The following is a 16,462-nucleotide window of genomic DNA, read 5'->3' on the forward strand; positions in this document are numbered from 1 at the left end:
CGGTGACCGTACTCATCGCGGCTCTGCCGCTGATCCCCCTCGCCGGAGCGGCGGTGCTGCTGCTCGGCGGGCGCCGGACGAACGCCTGGGGGCACCTGTTCGGCACCGCGGTCGCGGCGCTGTCCTTCGTGGTCTCGGCCGTCGCCTTCGGCCTGCTCCTGGCCCGGGACGGCGCGGACAGATCGGTGGGCACCGTTCTCTACCACTGGTTCTCGGGCGGCGACCTCTCGGTGGACCTGGCCTTCCGGCTGGACCAGCTGTCGGTGTGCTTCGCGCTGCTGATCACGGGCGTCGGCACGCTGATCCACGTCTACTCGATCGGCTACATGGAGGCCGATCCGGGCCGGCGACGGTTCTTCGGCTACCTCAACCTGTTCCTCGGCGCGATGCTGGTACTGGTCCTCGCGGACGACCTCGTGGTGCTCTACCTCGGCTGGGAGGGCGTGGGTCTCGCGTCCTACCTGCTCATCGGCTTCTGGCAGCACAAGCCCTCGGCCGCGACCGCCGCGCGGAAGGCCTTCATCGTCAACCGCGTCGGCGACATGGGCCTCGCGCTCGCGGTCGCGGTCACCCTCATGACCTTCGGCACCACCACCTTCGGTGAGTTCCTCCCCCGCGCCGATGAGGCCGGCGAGGGCGTGCTCACCTGGCTCGGGCTGCTGCTCCTGCTGGCGGCCTGCGCCAAATCGGCGCAGGTACCGCTGCAGAGCTGGCTCGGCGACGCGATGGAGGGCCCCACCCCCGTCTCCGCTCTCATCCACGCCGCGACGATGGTCACAGCGGGCGTCTACCTGATCGTGCGCACCGGCCCCGTCTTCGAGGCGGCACCGGTGGCGCAGGGCTTCGTGCTCGCCGTCGGCGCGGTGACGCTGCTCTTCGGCGCCGTGATCGGCTGCGCGAAGGACGACATCAAGAAGGCCCTCGCGGCGTCGACCATGAGCCAGATCGGCTACATGGTGCTCGCCGCCGGGCTCGGTCCCGCGGGTTACGCCCTGGCGATCGCGCACCTGTTGGCGCACGGCTGCTTCAAGGCCAGCCTGTTCCTGGGCGCGGGCTCGGTGATGCACGGGATGAACGACGAGACCGACATGCGGCGGTACGGCGGCCTGGCGAAGGTCATGCCGGTCACCGCGGTCACCTTCGGCCTGGGCTACCTGGCGATCATCGGCGTCCCGCCGCTGTCGGGCTTCTTCACCAAGGACGGGATCATCGAGGCCGCGCTCGGCCGCGGCGGCTTCTGGGGCGCGGTGCTGGGCGGCGCCGCGATCCTCGGCGCCGGGATCACGGGCTTCTACATGACGAGGGTGATGGTGCTGACCTTCTTCGGCGCGCGCCGCTGGCGCGAGGGCACGCATCCGCACGAGTCGCCGCGGGTGATGACGGCGCCCATGGTCGTGCTGGCGCTGGGTAGCGTCGGCGCGGGCGCGATCCTGGTGATCGGCGGCACGCTGTCCGACTTCCTCGCACCCGCCGTCGGATCCGCGCCCGAGGCGCACCACGCGATCCCCGCCTGGGCGGTCACGCTGCTGGTCCTCGGCGCCGTCGCGATCGGCGTCGCGGTGGCGGTCCGCCTGACGCGGACGGTGCCCGTGGAGGCACCGTCGGCGGTGAGCGCCCTGACCCGCGCGGCCCGGCAGGACCTGTACGGCGACGCCCTCAACGAGGCCGTCTTCATGCGCCCCGGACAGGCCGCCACGGAGGCGCTGCTCGTGGCCGAGCGCAAGGGCATCGACGGTGCGGTCGACGCGATCCCCGCCGGAGTGCACCTCGGCTCGCTCCTGCTGCGGCGCTCGCAGACCGGGTACGCGCGCAGCTACGCGCTGGCCATGCTGGCCGGGACGGCGGTGCTCATCGGCGCCGCGGCGGTGTGGCTCTCATGAGCGGGCCGTGGCTGACGCTGCTGTGGGCGGCGCCCGCGGTCGGTGCCGTCGCCGCCGCGGCCGTGCCCCGCGCCGCGCGGTGGATCGGGCTGGCGGCCGCGCTCGTAGCGCTGCTGATCGGCATCGGTCTGGCGTTCGCCTTCGACCCAGCGGGCGGCTTCCAGTTCGTCGAATCGCAGTCCTGGATACCGTCCTTCGGCGCGGGCTACCGCCTCGGACTCGACGGCACCGGGCTGGTGCTGGTTCTGCTCACCGCCGCCCTGCTACCGGTCCTGCTGCTCGCCGCCTGGCGCGAGACCGCGCCGGAGAGCGAACGCGCCGGCACCTACGTCGCGCTCACGCTCGCGGTCGAGGCGATGGTGCTCGTCAGCTTCGTCACCACCGACGTGCTGCTGTTCTACCTGGTCTTCGAGGCCATGCTGATCCCGCTGTACTTCCTCCTGGCCGGGTTCGGCGGCACGGGAAGCGATGCGGCGGTCCGCACCCACGCGGCCGTGAAGTTCCTGCTCTACAACCTCGCCGGCGGGCTCGTGATGCTGGCCGCGGTCGTCGGGCTGTACGCCGCGTCCGGCACCTTCGACCTGCGCGCCCTGCTCGACGGTGCGCGGCCCGGCCCCGGCATCGCGCAGGACCTGATGTTCCTGGGATTCCTGTTCGCCTTCGCGGTGAAGGCGCCGCTGTGGCCGCTGCACACCTGGCTGCCGGGCGCGGCGGTGCAGACGAATCCGCCGACGGCCGTGCTGATGATGGCGATCGTCGACAAGGTGGGCACCTTCGCGATGCTGCGCTACTGCCTGACGCTGTTCCCCGACGCGGCGGCCCGCTTCGCGCCGTGGGTCGCGGCGCTCGCGGTGATCGGCATCGTCTACGGCGCGATCCTCGCGATCGGGCAGTCCGACGTGATGTCGCTCATCGCGTACACGTCGATCAGCCACTTCGGCTTCATCATCCTCGGCGTCTTCGCGCGCACCGGCGACTCGCAGGCCGGTTCGGTGCTCTACATGGTCAACCACGGCGTCGCGACGGCGTCGCTGTTCCTCACCGCCGGGGTCCTGGTCGCACGCCGTGGGAGCCGCCGGATCGGCGACTTCGGCGGCGCCTGGTCGCGGGCGCCGAAGCTGGGCGCGATCTTCCTCATCGCGGGCCTGGCGACCCTCTCGCTGCCGGGCCTCGGCCCCTTCGTCTCCGAGCTCCTGGTGGTGGTCGGCACCTACCCGCGGTGGGCCGTCGCCGCGATCGTCGCGGTGGTCGCGCTGGTGCTGTCGGCGATGTACGTGCTGTGGACCTACCAGCGCATGTTCACGGGCCCCGTGCCGGAGGAGGTGGAGCGCACCGTCGACGACGCGCGGCCGCGCGAGCTGCTCGTGCTCGTGCCGCTGGTCGTCGCCCTGTTCGTGCTGGGCTTCTTCCCCGCTCCCGCGCTGGACGCGATCAACCCGTCGGTCTCGCCCACGGTCGCGGAGGTCGCCCGATGAACCCGTCGATCGAGTACGCGCAGATCGCGCCGGCGCTCATCGTCTTCGTGGCCGCGATCGTCGGCGTGGTGGTCGAGTCGTTCGCGCCCGCGGCGCTCCGCGCCCGGGTGCACGCGGTGCTCGGCGGGGGCGCCGTGCTGGCTGCGCTGATCGCGGTGGCGGTGCTCGCGGACACCGGCGAGCGCCCGCGCGCGGTACTGGCGGGCGCGGTCGCGGACGACGGCCTCTCCCTCGCGCTGCAGGGGCTGCTCCTGCTCTCGACGCTCCCGGCGCTCGCGCTGATGGTGGCGCGCTACGACTCGCTGACGCACACCGAGGCGGTGCCGCTGACGCTGTTCGCGTTGGGCGGCATGCTGGCCTTCGTCTCGGCGCAGGACTGGCTGACGCTGTTCGTCGCGCTCGAGGTCTTCTCGCTGCCGCTGTACCTGCTGTGCGCGTTGGCGAAACGGCGCGGGCTGCTGCCGCTCGAGGCGGCGCTGAAGTACTTCCTGCTGGGCGCGTTCAGCTCGGCGATCCTCCTGTTCGGCATCGCCCTGCGCTTCGCGGCGACCGGCTCCACGTCGATCGCGGCGGTCCCGCAGGACGCGGTGTTCGGCACCCTCGGGGCCGCGCTGATCGGCGTGGGCCTGCTGTTCAAGGCCGGCGCCGTGCCCTTCCACTCCTGGGTGCCCGACGTCTACCAGGGCGCGCCGACGCCCGTGACCGCGTTCATGGCGGCGGCGACGAAGATCGCGGCGTTCGGCGTGATCGTGCGGCTCACCCTGGTCGCCTTCCGGGACGTGCCGTGGCGTCCGGTGATCGCGGCGGTCGCCGTGGTCACCGTCGTCGTGGGTTCGGTCATCGCGGTCACGCAGTCGGACGTCAAGCGCCTGCTCGCCTATTCGGCGATCGCGCACACGGGCTTCCTGCTCATCGGCGTCTTCGCCGGGACGGTCCGCGGCACGGGCGCGGTCTGCTTCTACCTCGCGGTGTACGGGCTCAGCACGGTCGGCGGGTTCGCGGTGGCCGCCGCCGTCCGCGAGACGCGGGCCGACGGCACGACCGCGGAGGTGGCCGACCTGGACCGGTGGGCCGGGCTGGGCCGGACCCGCCCGCTCCTCGCGGGTGCCATGGCCCTGTTCCTGCTCTCCTTCGCCGGAATCCCCCTGACCGGCGGTTTCGCGGGCAAGTTCGCGGTGTTCACGGCGGCCGCACAGCGCGGCGGAGGGTGGCTGGTCGTGGTCGGTGTGCTCGCCAGCGCGCTGGCCGCGGTCTTCTACATCCGGATCCTGATGACGATGTACTTCGCGCCCGCCCACGAGTTCGCGCCCGACGTTCCCCGGGTGGATCCGCTCACCGGTTTCGCGATCGCCCTCGGCGTCGTGGCGGTGGTCGCGCTGGGCGTCTTCCCGCAGCCCCTGCTGGACCTGTTCGCCGATCTCACGGTGTTCACCGGGCGGTAAGTAGAATCGTCAATCATGAGTGACAAGCCGCTTCCGTTCAGCAACGGCCTGCAGTTGAAGCCGATGGGTGCCGTCCTGCTGCTGGTTCTCGGCGTACTGATCTGGCGGCTGACCGATGCCACCACGACGACGGCACGGGTGCTGTACGTCGCGGCCATCGTCTTCGAGCTGCTGTTCTTCGTGGGCCTGATCTTCGCGAGCCGGTTCATCAAGAAGCAGCACGACCGGGCCGAGGCCGCGTACCGGGCGCAGGTGGCCGCGCAGGCCGAGGCCGCGCGCAAGCCCGCCGACGACGCCGACGATGCCGCGCCCGAGCCCGGCGCGACGGACACACCGTGACCTCCTCCGCCAAGCCGAATCGCGCGCCCGCCGCGCCGGCGCGGAAGCGGATGCCCGCGGCCGAGCGCCGCAACCAGCTGGTCGACACCGCGCGCTCGGTGTTCGCCGACCGCGGCTACGAGGCGGCGACCATCGAGGAGGTCGCGTCGAAGGCCGGCGTCTCCAAGCCCGTTGTCTACGAGCACTTCGGCGGCAAGGAGGGCCTCTACGCGGTGGTCGTGGACCGCGAGATGGAGATGGTCCTCGAGGTCTTCTCCCGGGCACTGCTCGAGGACCGCTCCAAGACGCGGATCGAGCAGATCACCCTCGCACTGCTCACGTACGTCGAGGAGCGCGCCGACGGCTTCCGGATCCTCACCCGAAACAGCTCGGCCGAGCACACCGGCGGCTACTCGACGCTGCTCAACGACCTGGTCAGCCAGGTCGAGATCCACCTCGAGAGCGAATTCGAGAACAAGAACCTCGACCCCGAGCTGGCGCCGCTCTACGCCCAGGCGCTGGTCGGCATGGTCGCCATGACCGCGCAGTGGTGGCTGGAGGTGCGCAACCCGCCCAAGGAGGCGGTGGCCGCCCACATCGTGAACCTCTCCTGGTACGGCCTCATCGGCCTCAAGGAGAACCCCGTCGCCATCGAGCCGAGCCAGCTGGGCGAGCCCGACTGCACCGTCGAGCCCGCCCGCGGAGACTGACTACCTGGGCCCGGCCCCGATAGGCGCGCCGACCAGCGAGGCGAGGACGGTACCGATCGCCTGGCCGAAGGTGCCGATCGCCGCGGGCTCGAGCCCGCTGCTGAAGACGTTCCGGATGTCGCAGCCCGACGGTGCCGGCCCGGTCGAGTCCATCCGCTGCTTGAGCCAGTCGAACGCGCCGCCCGCGCCGGTCACCACGACGGTGCCGTGGGTGGTCATGAGCTGCTTGACCGGGTTCGGCGGGAACTCCTCGCGGCGGTAGGTCACGGACGCGCCGCCCTTGCAGTACGAGTCCACGAGCTTGTCGGTCCCCGTGATCGGGGCGACCTCCTCGGTGATGCCGTTGTAGACGTACGCGGGCACCGTCGGGACCCGGCCGCTCACGCCGCGCTCGCGAATGGTCTTGGCGATGATCGGAATCCGCAGCACCTCGTCGACCGGCTTGGTGAGCATCCGGTTGTAGTCGAACCACAGGTTGGCCACGACGTTCTGCGGCATGCAGTGCCGGCGGGTCTCGTTCACGCGCGCCCGGCCCTCAGGGGTGAGCACCTTGTCGAGGGCGCCCCGGAACTCCTCGGAGTCCTTGCCGAGCGCGGAGAGGGCGAGCGGAATGAGGCCCGCGAGCAGCGACGTGTTCACGGCCTTGAGCGAGGCCTCGAGGTCGCGCTCCGGCGCGCCGAACGCGGCTCCGCGGATGTTGAGCTCGGGCGCGTAGGTCGGGTGCTCCTCGATGGTCCAGCTGCTGGCGATCGCGCCGCCCGAGTAGCCCCACAGCGTGACAGGGGTCTTCGCGTTCAGTCCGAGGCGGGAGAAGTTCTCCACCGCCCGGATGCCGTCGAGTACGGCCCAGCCCGGCTGGCGCGGGGTGAGGAAGCGGTCGTCGCCGCCGCCGTGGTCGGGCATCGCGACGGCCCAGCCCTCCTGGACGCCGAGGCCGGCGAACAGCAGCTCGGCGGCGGGCATGCCGAAGGTGAGCGGGCCCTCCTTCGCCGCCAGGTCGATGGGGCCGCCCTTGGTGGTCGAGTACGAGGACTGGCAGATGCGCAGCGTCGAGTCGGCGGCCGCCTGGTAGGAGAGCAGCTTGGTGGGCTTCTTGCCGCGCGGCACCATCACGGTGGTCACGCTGAGATCAGGCTCGCCGTTCATGCCCGTGGTCCGGTAGGCGAGCTGCCAGGCGTCCACGTTGAGGGGCATCACCTGCAGCGAGCGGATCGACGTGGTGCGGGTACGCACGATCTCGCCGGGCTTCAGCGACGCCAGGTCCGCGGGGCGGTCGTAGAAGGCGTCGGCGGGCGGTGCCGGTTCGACGAGGGGCGGCAGCGCCCGGGCGCTCGGGGCCGTCGCGATCCCGGTCGCGATCACGAGGACGGCGCCGATCAGCGCCGCGAGGACACGCGATCCCATCCGGAACGCTGATGTTTCATTCACCATAAGAAGGAACTTAAAGTGACCCCCGTCACCTGTCAAGGGGTGCTGTGACTCAGCTCAGGCGGCGCTCGAGGTGGACCGTGATCGCGTCGCCCTCCTCCTTGCCGATCTCGCGGCGGATCTTCGCGGCGACCGGGAGCTTGTGCGTCCCGTCGCCGAGAGCCATGAAGGAGCTGGTGAACGGGACCCCGTCCATGGTCCCGGAGACCTTGACGAGGCCACGGGCGCCGAAGAACTCGGCGGACCCGTCGAGCACGACGTACGTCCACCCGCCCTCGGCCTCGCTCCGCCGGAGCACGGCGGTGAAGGTGGTGTCGAGCGGACCTGCGATGGCGGACATGGCGTTTCCCTTCGATCAGTGGAGAAGGCCCAGCGCGACGGCGATGAGCACGAGCTTGAGGAGCCAGTCGCCCGCGTGGATCGCCGCGGTCTGCCACGGCACGCGCTCCCAGATGATCGATCCGGTGAGCAGCACGACGGGGAACGCGACCCAGAGCACGAGGGCGAGCGAGAGGGAGGCCGGGAGGGAGAGGAGGCCGGCCCGGTCGGCGACCCAGGCGAATCCCGCCGCGACCACGGCCGTGCGGACAAGTTCCGCGGCGACCTTCGCCGGCCCGGGCTTCCCGCGGTCGAGCGCCCGCTCCCCGAGCGCCCGCTGCTCCACCGGAGAGAGGAGCACGTAGTAGACGGAGCTGAGCACGAATGCCGCGAACGCGGCGACGGCGATACCTGCGACGATCATGACGTCCTCCTTTTAGTACTAATGAGTACCCTACGTCCTCATCTGAGTACTGTCCAGTACTATTTCGGCATGAACACCGCACAGGGCACACCCCGGCTCCGCGGCCGCCCGGGCGGCCGCAGCGGCGCCGACCTGCTCGCCGTCGCGCGGGACCTGCTCCTCGACCGCGGCTTCGCGGGCACGACGATGGACGCCGTCGCCGCCGGTGCCCGCATCTCCAAGCAGACCCTCTACCGGCAGTACCCGTCGAAGGACGACCTGTACGCGGCCGTCGTCCGGGATTGGGTGGACCGCGGCCGCGACGCGATGCGGCCGCACCTCGACGCACTCATCGCGACCGACGACGCCGCCCGCGGGCTGCGCGCCCTCGCCGGCACGCTGCAGGCGGGCGTCCTCAGCGGCCCCGTCCTGCGGATGCGCGCCCTGGTCGCGGCCGAGGCGGAGCGCTTCCCCGAGGTCGCCGACGACTACGTGCGGCGCAGCTGGGATCGCAATCAGGAGCTCCTCGCCGACGCCTTCGCACGCCTGGCCGCCCGCGGCCTGCTGCGCATCGACGATCCCGCCGCCGCGGCCGAGCAGTTCACCTGGCTCGTCCTGGCGGCGCCGCTCAACCGGCTCACCCTCACCGGCGGCCGGTCGCGCCCTACGCAGCAGGAATCGGACGACGTCGCCGACGAGGCGGTCGCCACGTTCCTGGCCCGCCACGCGCCGGCCGGCGCCGGTGCCTGAGCGGGCGCTCGGGCCCGTCGGCGCGTGTCGGACCGCGCCAATACACTGGATCGGTGCCTGACGCCGCCCCCTCCCCCGTCCCCGCCCTCGCCGGACTGACCAGGGCGGTCGCCGCCGATCCGGACATCGCCGCCTTCGCGGAGGCGGCGGGCAGGCCCGACCTCACCGTCACCGCGGTCGACGGTGCGCGTCCCTTCCTCGTCTCGGCGCTCGCCGACCGCGCGCCCGTCCTCGTCGTCACGGCCACCGGGCGCGAGGCCGACGACCTGACCTCCGAGCTGCGGGAGATGCTGGGCGACGGTGCCGTGGCGCAGTTCCCCAGCTGGGAGACGCTGCCGCACGAACGGCTCTCGCCGGGCGCCGACACCGTCGGCAAGCGGCTGCAGGTGCTGCGCCGCCTGGCCCACCCCGACGACGCGCAGTACGGCGTCCCGCTGCGGGCCGTCGTCGCGACCGTCCGCTCCCTGGTGCAGCCGATGGCGCCCGGACTGGGCGACGCCCCGTCGATCACGCTGCGCGAGGGCGTCGAGCACGACTTCGACCAGCTCATCGAGACCCTCGTGGAACTCGCGTACACCCGGGTCGACATGGTGGGCAAGCGCGGCGAGTTCGCCGTGCGCGGCGGCATCCTCGACGTCTTCCCCACCACCACGGATCTGCCCGTGCGCGTGGAGTTCTGGGGCGACGAGATCACCGACCTTCGCGCCTTCTCCGTCGCCGACCAGCGCTCCCAGCCCGAGGTCGAGGTGGGCACCGTGCACGTCTACCCGTGCCGCGAGCTGCTGCTCACCGCCGAGGTCCGCGAGCGCGCGGCCGCGCTCAAGGCCGATCATCAGAACGACGCCGCCCTCCTCGAGATGCTGGAGAAGCTCTCGCAGGGCATCCCGGTGGAGGGCATGGAGGCGCTGATCCCCGCGCTCATCCCGGGCGAACTGCAGCTGCTCACCGACGTGCTGCCCGCGGGCGCCCACACCCTGCTGCTGGACCCCGAGAAGATCCGCACCCGCGCGGGGGATCTCGGCCGCACCGGCCAAGAGTTCCTCGAGGCGTCGTGGACCGCCGCCGCGCTCGGCTCGGCCGCGCCGCTGGACCCGTCCGGGATGAACCTGGGCGCCAGCGCCTACCGCCCCCTCGACGAGGTGCACGCCTCCGTCTCGGACGCCGGGCGTCCGTGGTGGACCGTCTCGCCGCTGGCGACGGGGCCGGACGAGGGCCCCGACCACCTCACCGTCCGCGCCGAACACGCGCCCGCGCCAAGGGGATCCGACGCCGAGGCGGAGAAGCTCTTCGCGACGCTGCGCGCCCACGCCGCGTCCGGCGGCACCGGGGTGATCGTGGTCGCCGGCCAGGGCACCCGCGCCCGCATCCTGGAGCGGCTGCGCGACGCCGAGGTCCCCGCGACGGAGCTGGACGCGGGCGCCGCCCCGAAGCCCGGCACCGTCGGCGTGCTGCGCGGCAGCCTGCAGACGGGCCTGACGGTGCCCGCCGAGAAGCTCGTGCTGCTCGCCGAGCCCGATCTCACGGGTAACCGGGTCGCGGGCGTCGGCGACGGCAGGCGACTTCCGGCCAAGCGCCGCAACCAGGTCGACCCGCTGGCCCTGACCGCCGGCGACCTCGTGGTGCACGACGAGCACGGCATCGGCAAGTTCGTCGAGATGATCGAGCGCACCGTCGCGGGCGCCCGCCGCGAGTACCTGGTGATCGAGTACGCACCGGGCAAGCGCGGCCAGCCGGGCGACAAGCTGTTCGTCCCGATGGAGTCGCTGGACCAGCTCTCCCGCTACGTGGGCGGCGAGATGCCGGCACTGTCGAAGATGGGCGGCAGCGACTGGCAGAACACCAAACGCAAGGCGCGCAAGGCCGTCCGCGAGATCGCGGGCGAGCTGGTGCAGCTCTACGCGGCCCGCAACGCCGCGCCCGGCCACGCCTTCGCGCCGGACTCCCCGTGGCAGCGCGAGATGGAGGACGCCTTCCCGTTCACCGAGACCGTCGACCAGATGACGGTGATCGGCGACGTGAAGGGCGACATGGAGAAGCCCGTCCCGATGGACCGCGTCGTGATCGGCGACGTCGGCTACGGCAAGACCGAGATCGCCGTCCGCGCCGCCTTCAAGGCCGTCCAGGACGGCAAACAGGTCGCGGTGCTCGTGCCGACGACGCTGCTCGCGCAACAGCATCTGAAGACCTTCGAGGAGCGGATGCAGGGCTTCCCGGTCACGGTCAAGGGCCTGTCCCGGTTCACCGACAAGCTGGAGACGCGGGCCGTGCTCGAGGGCCTCGCCGACGGCAGCGTCGACGTGGTGGTGGGCACGCACCGGCTGCTGCAGACCGGCGTGCGCTGGAAGGACCTGGGCCTCGTGATCGTCGACGAGGAGCAGCGCTTCGGCGTCGAGCACAAGGAGCACATCAAGGCGCTGCGCACCAACGTCGACGTGCTCACCATGAGCGCCACCCCGATCCCCCGCACACTGGAGATGAGCATGGCGGGCATCCGGGAGATGTCCACCATCCTCACCCCGCCCGAGGAGCGCCACCCGGTGCTCACCTACGTGGGCGCGTACGACGACAAGCAGGTGGCCGCCGCCATCCGCCGCGAGCTGCTGCGCGACGGCCAGGTCTTCTACGTGCACAACCGCGTCAGCTCGATCGACCGGGCCGCCAAGCACATCCGCGACATGGTGCCCGAGGCCCGGGTCGTGGTGGCGCACGGGCAGATGGGCGAGGAGGCCCTGGAGAGCACCGTGCAGGGCTTCTGGAACCGCGAGTTCGACGTGCTGGTGTGCACCACCATCGTCGAGACCGGCCTGGACATCTCCAACGCCAACACCCTCATCGTGGAGCGCGCCGAGAACCTCGGCCTCTCGCAGCTGCACCAGCTGCGCGGGCGCGTGGGCCGCTCCCGCGAGCGCGGCTACGCCTACTTCCTCTACCCCTCGGAGAAGCCGCTCACCGAGACCGCCTACGACCGGTTGGCGACCATCGCACAGAACAACGACCTCGGCGCCGGCATGGCCGTCGCGATGAAGGACCTCGAGATCCGCGGCGCCGGCAACGTTCTCGGCGCGGAGCAGTCCGGCCACGTCGCCGGCGTCGGCTTCGACCTGTACGTGCGGCTCGTCGGCGAGGCGGTGGAGGCCTACCGCGCCGCCGCCGACGGCAAGCCGATCACGGTGCCGGAGGAGCAGAAGGAGGTGCGCATCGACCTGCCGGTGGACGCGCACATCCCGCCGGACTACGTCACCAGCGACCGGCTGCGCCTGGAGGCGTACCGCAAACTTGCGGCGGCGCACGACGATACGGCCGTCGCCGAGGTGCTCACCGAGCTCACCGACCGCTACGGCCCGCCTCCGGTGGAGGTGGACCGCCTCGCCGCGATCGCCCGGCTCCGGTCGCTCGCGCGGAACGCCGGCGTCACCGAGATCACCGTGACCGGCACCAATCTGCGCATCGCGCCGATGGAACTGCTGGACTCGCAGCAGATGCGCCTCAAGCGGCTCTACCCCGGCGGGTCCTACCGCGCCGCGACCCGCACCATCACCTTCCCGCTTCCGCGGGTGGGCGTGGGCGGCGTCGGCAGCGAGCGGGTGCGCGACATCGACGTGCTGCAGGCCGTCGCCGACTTCCTCGCCGCGATGGACGGCAAGGGCGCCGGCTACTGGCGGCTCGACCAGCCGCCCCGCGCCGTCGCTGCCACGGAGGCCCCGTGAGCGAGCCCCGCGGCACCGTCGTGCTGCTCGATCCGGCGCTGCCCACCCTGCTGCCCGTCGCGGCGCTCGCCCGGCTCACCGGCCCCGTGTACTACACGGAGGAGCTGCCGGTGAGGCTCGCGTGGCACCTGCCCGACGGGCACCCCGTGCTCGGCGCGGAGGCCCCCGCGGGCGCGACGCTGCTGACCTCCGACGAGACGCACCCGGCCGCGGCCGCGCTGCGGGCCGCGGGCGCCGACGTCATCGCCTCGCCCCGGCCCGCCGGGCTGGCGGTGCTCGACACCGTCGAGCTCATCGACCGGCTGCGGCGGGAGGGCCCGTGGGAGTCCGAGCAGACGCACGCGAGCCTGCTGCGCTACCTGGTGGAGGAGACCTACGAGGTGGCCGACGCCGTGGCGGCGCTCGACGACCCGGAGGGCGGGGCCGCCGCCGCGGCCGAGCTGCGCAGCGAGCTCGGCGACCTGCTGCTGCAGGTGGTCTTCCACTCGCGGATCGCCGAGGAGGGACCGCACCCGTTCGGCATCGACGACGTGGCCCGCACCCTCTCCGCCAAGGTCCGCCGGCGCACGCCCCACCTGGCCGACGGTGCCGAGGTCGACGTGGCGACGCAGGCCGAGAACTGGGAACGGCAGAAGCGGCTCGAGCGCGGCGAGCGCGCCTCCGTCCTCGACTCGATCTCGCTCGGCCAGCCCGCGTTGGCGCTGGTCGCGAAGGTCTTCGAGCGGCTGCTCACCGTCGACTTCCCCGCCGAGCTGGTCCCGGACGACGTGCGCACCGTCACCGTCGACCCGGCGGAACCGGACGCGGCTTTCGAGCTGGACTACCGCCGACGGGTGCTCGCGTTCATGGACCGGGTGCGCGAGGCCGAGGCCGTGATGGCCTCCGACGGGGTAGAATCGTGGGTCACCGCCTGGGGCGACGGTCACGCCGGGAACCCCGAGGCACAGCCCGGACGTTGAGATCGCGTCCCCAGTTTCCGGCGAGAGAGTTCACGGCGAGGTCATGGTCAGTTCCCGCATGCGCGCGGCGTTCGTCGTCGGCGTCGCGACGACGGTGCTCGCCGGCTGCGGCGCGATCGACCCGCGCCCCGAGATCCCGCAGGGCATCCCGCCCGGCGCGGGCGCTCCCGTGCCGCTGATCAACGTGAACGGACCGGGCCGCACCTCGGACCTGCTCCGCGACTGGGCCACGCCCATCAGCGTGGCCACCGGCATCCCGGTGATCTCGCTGGAGGCCTACGGCAACGCGGCCGAGGCGCTGCGGCAGCGCACGCCCGAGTGCGGGATCGCGTGGACCACCCTGGCCGGGATCGCCTTCATCGAGAGCAAGCACGGCACCTACCACGGCGCGACGATCGCGCCCGACGGCAAGGTCTCGCCGCCCATCCGCGGCGTGCCGCTGGACGGGACCAACGGGAACATGGAGATCCGCGCGACGGGGACCGACCCGCACCGCCCGAACGCGAAGTTCGACGCGGCCATGGGGCCGTTCCAGTTCATCCCCGAGACCTGGCAGCGCTTCGGCGTGGACGCCAACGGCGACGGCAAGGCCGACCCGGACAACATCGACGACGCCGCGATGACCGCGGCGCGCTACCTCTGCGTCTCGGGCAAGGACCTGACCACCGCGAAGGGCTGGGAGAAGGCCGTGATGGTCTACAACCAGTCCCGCAAGTACGTCCTGGACGTGCGCGACGCCGCGGCCGCGTACTCGGTGAACGTGCAGCCGTAGCCGCTAGTCGGCGCCGGCGCGGCAGGCGTCGAGTTCCGACCGCAGCGCCGCGCACTCGTCCTCCAGGACCAGAATGCGCTCCACCCCCGGGAGATTGATCCCGGTGGCGACGAGTTCCGTGATCCGCCGGATCCGCGCGATGTCGTCCTCGCTGTACCGGCGGGTTCCACCCGAGGTGCGCTGCGGCCGGATCAGGTGCCGCCGCTCGTAGAGGCGGAGCGTCTGGAGGCCGACCTGCGACAGCTCGGACGCCACCGAAATGCTGTACACGCCGAGGTCGGAACGCACGCGATGCGACTGCGTCATCGCACTCCTCCTTCGAGCCCTTCCTCACCTCGCCCGCACTGCTGCGTCGCTCGGCTACGAAAACCTGATCCGTCCACTGTAGATCCCGCCGCGCGGCGAATGTGGGACCACCCGCCGTCCCCGCGGATCCGCTCCGCGGGGACGGTCAGGCGTGCGGGACCTCGGCCAGGGGCGGCAGATCGCCGACGGCGGCGTCGTAGGCGTCGATCAGCCACGCCGCGGAACGGTCGGCGATCAGGACGGCCGCGCCGTCGCCCAGGGCACCGTCGAAGAAGCGGACCCGCCACGGCGCCCCGGCGTCCTCGTCGGCGAGGCCGGTGACGGCGTCCGTGTTCGTCGCGAGCAGGTAGCGCCCGAGCTCGAAGTCGACGCGCAGCGCGTACTGACCGTCGAGGTTCTCGACCCGGGCGCTCCGCTGCGTCGACACCTCCAGCGCGTGCAGCGCGTCGGTGTACCGCCCGGTGAACTCTGGCCTGCGGGGCACGGCGTCTCGATTCTCGTCGACCTACCGCGGCCGCGATCCGGGCCGGGCGGCCCACGTTACGCGACGCGCGAACGCTTCCTCTCCGCCACGGCGGCGGACGCCTCGTCCCGCAGCGCGTGGAGCCGGTCGCCCGCCGCGTCGACGAGGCCGGACGCGGCCTCCGCAGCGTCGGCGAGGACCGGTCGCGCGCGATCCACGACGTCGTCGAGGACGGGGCGCGCGCGCTCCACCGCGTCGTCGACGACCGGCTTCACCTTGTCCGCCGCATCGGTGATCGCGGGCTTCGCCTTCTCGACGGCGCCGGCCACTGCCGGCTTCGCCTTGCCGATCGCGGTCGCGCCGTACTCCTGCGCCGCGTGGGCCCTGTCCCGCCAGGCGTTCCCGTCGTCGTGATGCCCGGGCGTGATGGCGGAGACGGTGTCGGAGACCCGTTCGGACGCGCGCTCGGCGGCGCGGCGGGCGCGCCAGGTGACGCCGGGCTTTCCCTCGGTGTCGAAGCCGGCGATCAGCAGGCCGCCGAGCAGCGACAGGTTCTTCACGAAGTGCAGCTGTTGCTCGCGCCGCGCTTCGGGGTCCGCTTCCGCCCAGAACGGGTGGTCGACGACCGTCGCGGGCACCAGGGTGCCCGCGAGGGCCAGCGACGCGGCGCGCGGAGCCCGCCCGGTGGCGAGCAGCAGGCCGCCGCCGAGCTGGACACCCGCGTTGATCCGCACCCAACTCCGGGCGCTCGTCGGGATCGCCGTCGAATCGGGCAGGGCCTCAGTGGCCTTCTCGACCAGCGGGGCGACGGTGTCCGCCTTCCGCCCCGGGTCGCTCGTCAGGCCGGTGTACCCGGTGTAGACGAAGATCGATCCCAGTAGTGGTCGTGCGATCCGTCGAATCATGTCCAGCTCCCATCGTCGTCGGATATCGGGCGGATCACTTGCCCGAGAGCTTGTCCTTCACCTCGTCGACGCCCTCCTTGACCTTGTCGGCGGCGCCGGCGATCTTGTCCTTGATGGAGGCCTCGGCCTGGTCGCCACGGCCCTCCTCCTTGAGCTGCGGGTCGTCGAACGCGGTGCCGACGGTCTCCTTGGCCCGGCCCTTGATGTCCTGTGCCTTGTTCTTGGCGTCATCGGCGAAGCTCATCGTGCTCTCCTTCATGTCGGGGATTGCCTGTGCTGCTCGACGGCCGGATCAGCCGATCGGGGCGGCTGCCGTGTACAGGACGAGGGGAACCATCAGTCCCAGCGTCAGTAGCAGCAGCGCCACGATCACGACCCCACCGCGAGGGTGGACGACCAGCGGCTGAGCCGCCTCGACGAGGTGGCGCGGGACTCGTGCCGGGGTGGCTCGGAGGTCGTTCATCTCGCGCTCCCATCTGAAAATCTATGTCGTGTCGAACAGATTTCACGTTATGAGCGATGTCTATTCCTGTCAACGGTCACGCTAGAAAAGAAGCTCGAAACCGGAGGAAACAGGACGCCACCTGCACGTTCCCCGCACTGTGCGGCTCGTCACATTCGTCACG

The 16,462-nt window shown here is 71.9% G+C and carries 17 protein-coding genes; 9 read left to right on the top strand and 8 right to left on the bottom strand.

What is annotated here, in order from left to right; genetic code table 11:
- Nucleotides 1-2 precede the first annotated feature (2 nt).
- Genes nuoL through ACLQ3K_RS10150 form a run of 5 tightly spaced genes read left to right on the top strand, consistent with a single transcriptional unit; the run spans nucleotide 3 to nucleotide 5,825 of the window.
- On the top strand, nucleotides 3-1,880 hold the full coding sequence (nuoL, locus tag ACLQ3K_RS10130) for an NADH-quinone oxidoreductase subunit L (protein WP_425999016.1): 1,878 nt from the start codon (nucleotides 3-5) through the stop codon (nucleotides 1,878-1,880).
- Complete coding sequence (locus ACLQ3K_RS10135) at nucleotides 1,877-3,355, top strand: NADH-quinone oxidoreductase subunit M (RefSeq protein ID WP_425999018.1); 1,479 nt, start codon at nucleotides 1,877-1,879, stop codon at nucleotides 3,353-3,355. Before nuoL ends, ACLQ3K_RS10135 begins: the two co-directional genes overlap by 4 nt.
- The gene (nuoN, locus tag ACLQ3K_RS10140) at nucleotides 3,352-4,797 is read left to right on the top strand and encodes an NADH-quinone oxidoreductase subunit NuoN (RefSeq protein WP_425999020.1); all 1,446 of its coding nucleotides are present in this window, start codon (nucleotides 3,352-3,354) and stop codon (nucleotides 4,795-4,797) included. Before ACLQ3K_RS10135 ends, nuoN begins: the two co-directional genes overlap by 4 nt.
- Before the next feature lie 15 nt (nucleotides 4,798-4,812).
- The gene (locus tag ACLQ3K_RS10145) at nucleotides 4,813-5,136 is read left to right on the top strand and encodes a hypothetical protein (RefSeq protein ID WP_224645802.1); all 324 of its coding nucleotides are present in this window, start codon (nucleotides 4,813-4,815) and stop codon (nucleotides 5,134-5,136) included.
- A gap of 50 nt (nucleotides 5,137-5,186) precedes the next feature.
- On the top strand, nucleotides 5,187-5,825 hold the full coding sequence (locus ACLQ3K_RS10150; protein WP_425999797.1) for a TetR family transcriptional regulator: 639 nt from the start codon (nucleotides 5,187-5,189) through the stop codon (nucleotides 5,823-5,825).
- On the opposite strand, the gene ACLQ3K_RS10155 is transcribed toward ACLQ3K_RS10150, so the two are convergent.
- The 3 genes from ACLQ3K_RS10155 to ACLQ3K_RS10165 form a co-directional block, all read right to left on the bottom strand.
- Nucleotides 5,826-7,229 carry a lipase family protein gene (locus ACLQ3K_RS10155; protein WP_425999022.1) on the bottom strand — a complete coding sequence of 468 codons (1,404 nt, stop codon included), beginning with the start codon at nucleotides 7,227-7,229 and terminating at the stop codon, nucleotides 5,826-5,828.
- Nucleotides 7,230-7,305: 76 nt separating this feature from the next.
- Nucleotides 7,306-7,593 carry a DUF1905 domain-containing protein gene (locus ACLQ3K_RS10160; protein ID WP_425999024.1) on the bottom strand — a complete coding sequence of 96 codons (288 nt, stop codon included), beginning with the start codon at nucleotides 7,591-7,593 and terminating at the stop codon, nucleotides 7,306-7,308.
- Between the two features lie 15 nt (nucleotides 7,594-7,608).
- Nucleotides 7,609-7,995 (bottom strand): DUF1761 domain-containing protein, encoded by a 387-nt coding sequence (locus tag ACLQ3K_RS10165; protein ID WP_336670058.1) that lies wholly within the window; start codon nucleotides 7,993-7,995, stop codon nucleotides 7,609-7,611.
- Between the two features lie 69 nt (nucleotides 7,996-8,064).
- On the opposite strand from ACLQ3K_RS10165, the gene ACLQ3K_RS10170 reads away from it, so the two are divergent.
- The 4 genes from ACLQ3K_RS10170 to ACLQ3K_RS10185 all read left to right on the top strand — a co-directional run bounded on the left by ACLQ3K_RS10170 (nucleotide 8,065) and on the right by ACLQ3K_RS10185 (nucleotide 14,162).
- On the top strand, nucleotides 8,065-8,724 hold the full coding sequence (locus tag ACLQ3K_RS10170; RefSeq protein ID WP_425999026.1) for a TetR/AcrR family transcriptional regulator: 660 nt from the start codon (nucleotides 8,065-8,067) through the stop codon (nucleotides 8,722-8,724).
- Nucleotides 8,725-8,849: 125 nt separating this feature from the next.
- Entirely contained in the window at nucleotides 8,850-12,431 is a 3,582-nt protein-coding gene (mfd, locus tag ACLQ3K_RS10175; RefSeq protein ID WP_425999799.1) for a transcription-repair coupling factor, read from the top strand.
- Nucleotides 12,428-13,390: a MazG family protein gene (locus ACLQ3K_RS10180; RefSeq protein WP_425999028.1), complete on the top strand. Its 963-nt coding sequence runs from the start codon at nucleotides 12,428-12,430 to the stop codon at nucleotides 13,388-13,390. Before mfd ends, ACLQ3K_RS10180 begins: the two co-directional genes overlap by 4 nt.
- A gap of 43 nt (nucleotides 13,391-13,433) precedes the next feature.
- Entirely contained in the window at nucleotides 13,434-14,162 is a 729-nt protein-coding gene (locus ACLQ3K_RS10185; RefSeq protein ID WP_224651582.1) for a lytic transglycosylase domain-containing protein, read from the top strand.
- Between the two features lie 3 nt (nucleotides 14,163-14,165).
- On the opposite strand, the gene ACLQ3K_RS10190 is transcribed toward ACLQ3K_RS10185, so the two are convergent.
- From ACLQ3K_RS10190 to ACLQ3K_RS10210, 5 genes are all read right to left on the bottom strand, one after another.
- Nucleotides 14,166-14,468: a MerR family transcriptional regulator gene (locus tag ACLQ3K_RS10190; RefSeq protein WP_336670055.1), complete on the bottom strand. Its 303-nt coding sequence runs from the start codon at nucleotides 14,466-14,468 to the stop codon at nucleotides 14,166-14,168.
- Between the two features lie 145 nt (nucleotides 14,469-14,613).
- On the bottom strand, nucleotides 14,614-14,952 hold the full coding sequence (locus ACLQ3K_RS10195) for a hypothetical protein (RefSeq protein WP_425999031.1): 339 nt from the start codon (nucleotides 14,950-14,952) through the stop codon (nucleotides 14,614-14,616).
- A gap of 56 nt (nucleotides 14,953-15,008) precedes the next feature.
- Nucleotides 15,009-15,836, bottom strand: coding sequence for a DoxX family protein (locus ACLQ3K_RS10200; protein WP_425999033.1), 828 nt, complete (start codon nucleotides 15,834-15,836; stop codon nucleotides 15,009-15,011).
- 34 nt (nucleotides 15,837-15,870) lie between these two features.
- Nucleotides 15,871-16,080: a CsbD family protein gene (locus tag ACLQ3K_RS10205; protein ID WP_224651589.1), complete on the bottom strand. Its 210-nt coding sequence runs from the start codon at nucleotides 16,078-16,080 to the stop codon at nucleotides 15,871-15,873.
- 48 nt (nucleotides 16,081-16,128) lie between these two features.
- On the bottom strand, nucleotides 16,129-16,299 hold the full coding sequence (locus tag ACLQ3K_RS10210) for a hypothetical protein (RefSeq protein ID WP_336670052.1): 171 nt from the start codon (nucleotides 16,297-16,299) through the stop codon (nucleotides 16,129-16,131).
- Nucleotides 16,300-16,462 lie beyond the last annotated feature (163 nt).

The organism is Tsukamurella sp. DT100, assembly GCF_049844855.1.
Lineage (GTDB): Bacteria > Actinomycetota > Actinomycetes > Mycobacteriales > Mycobacteriaceae > Tsukamurella.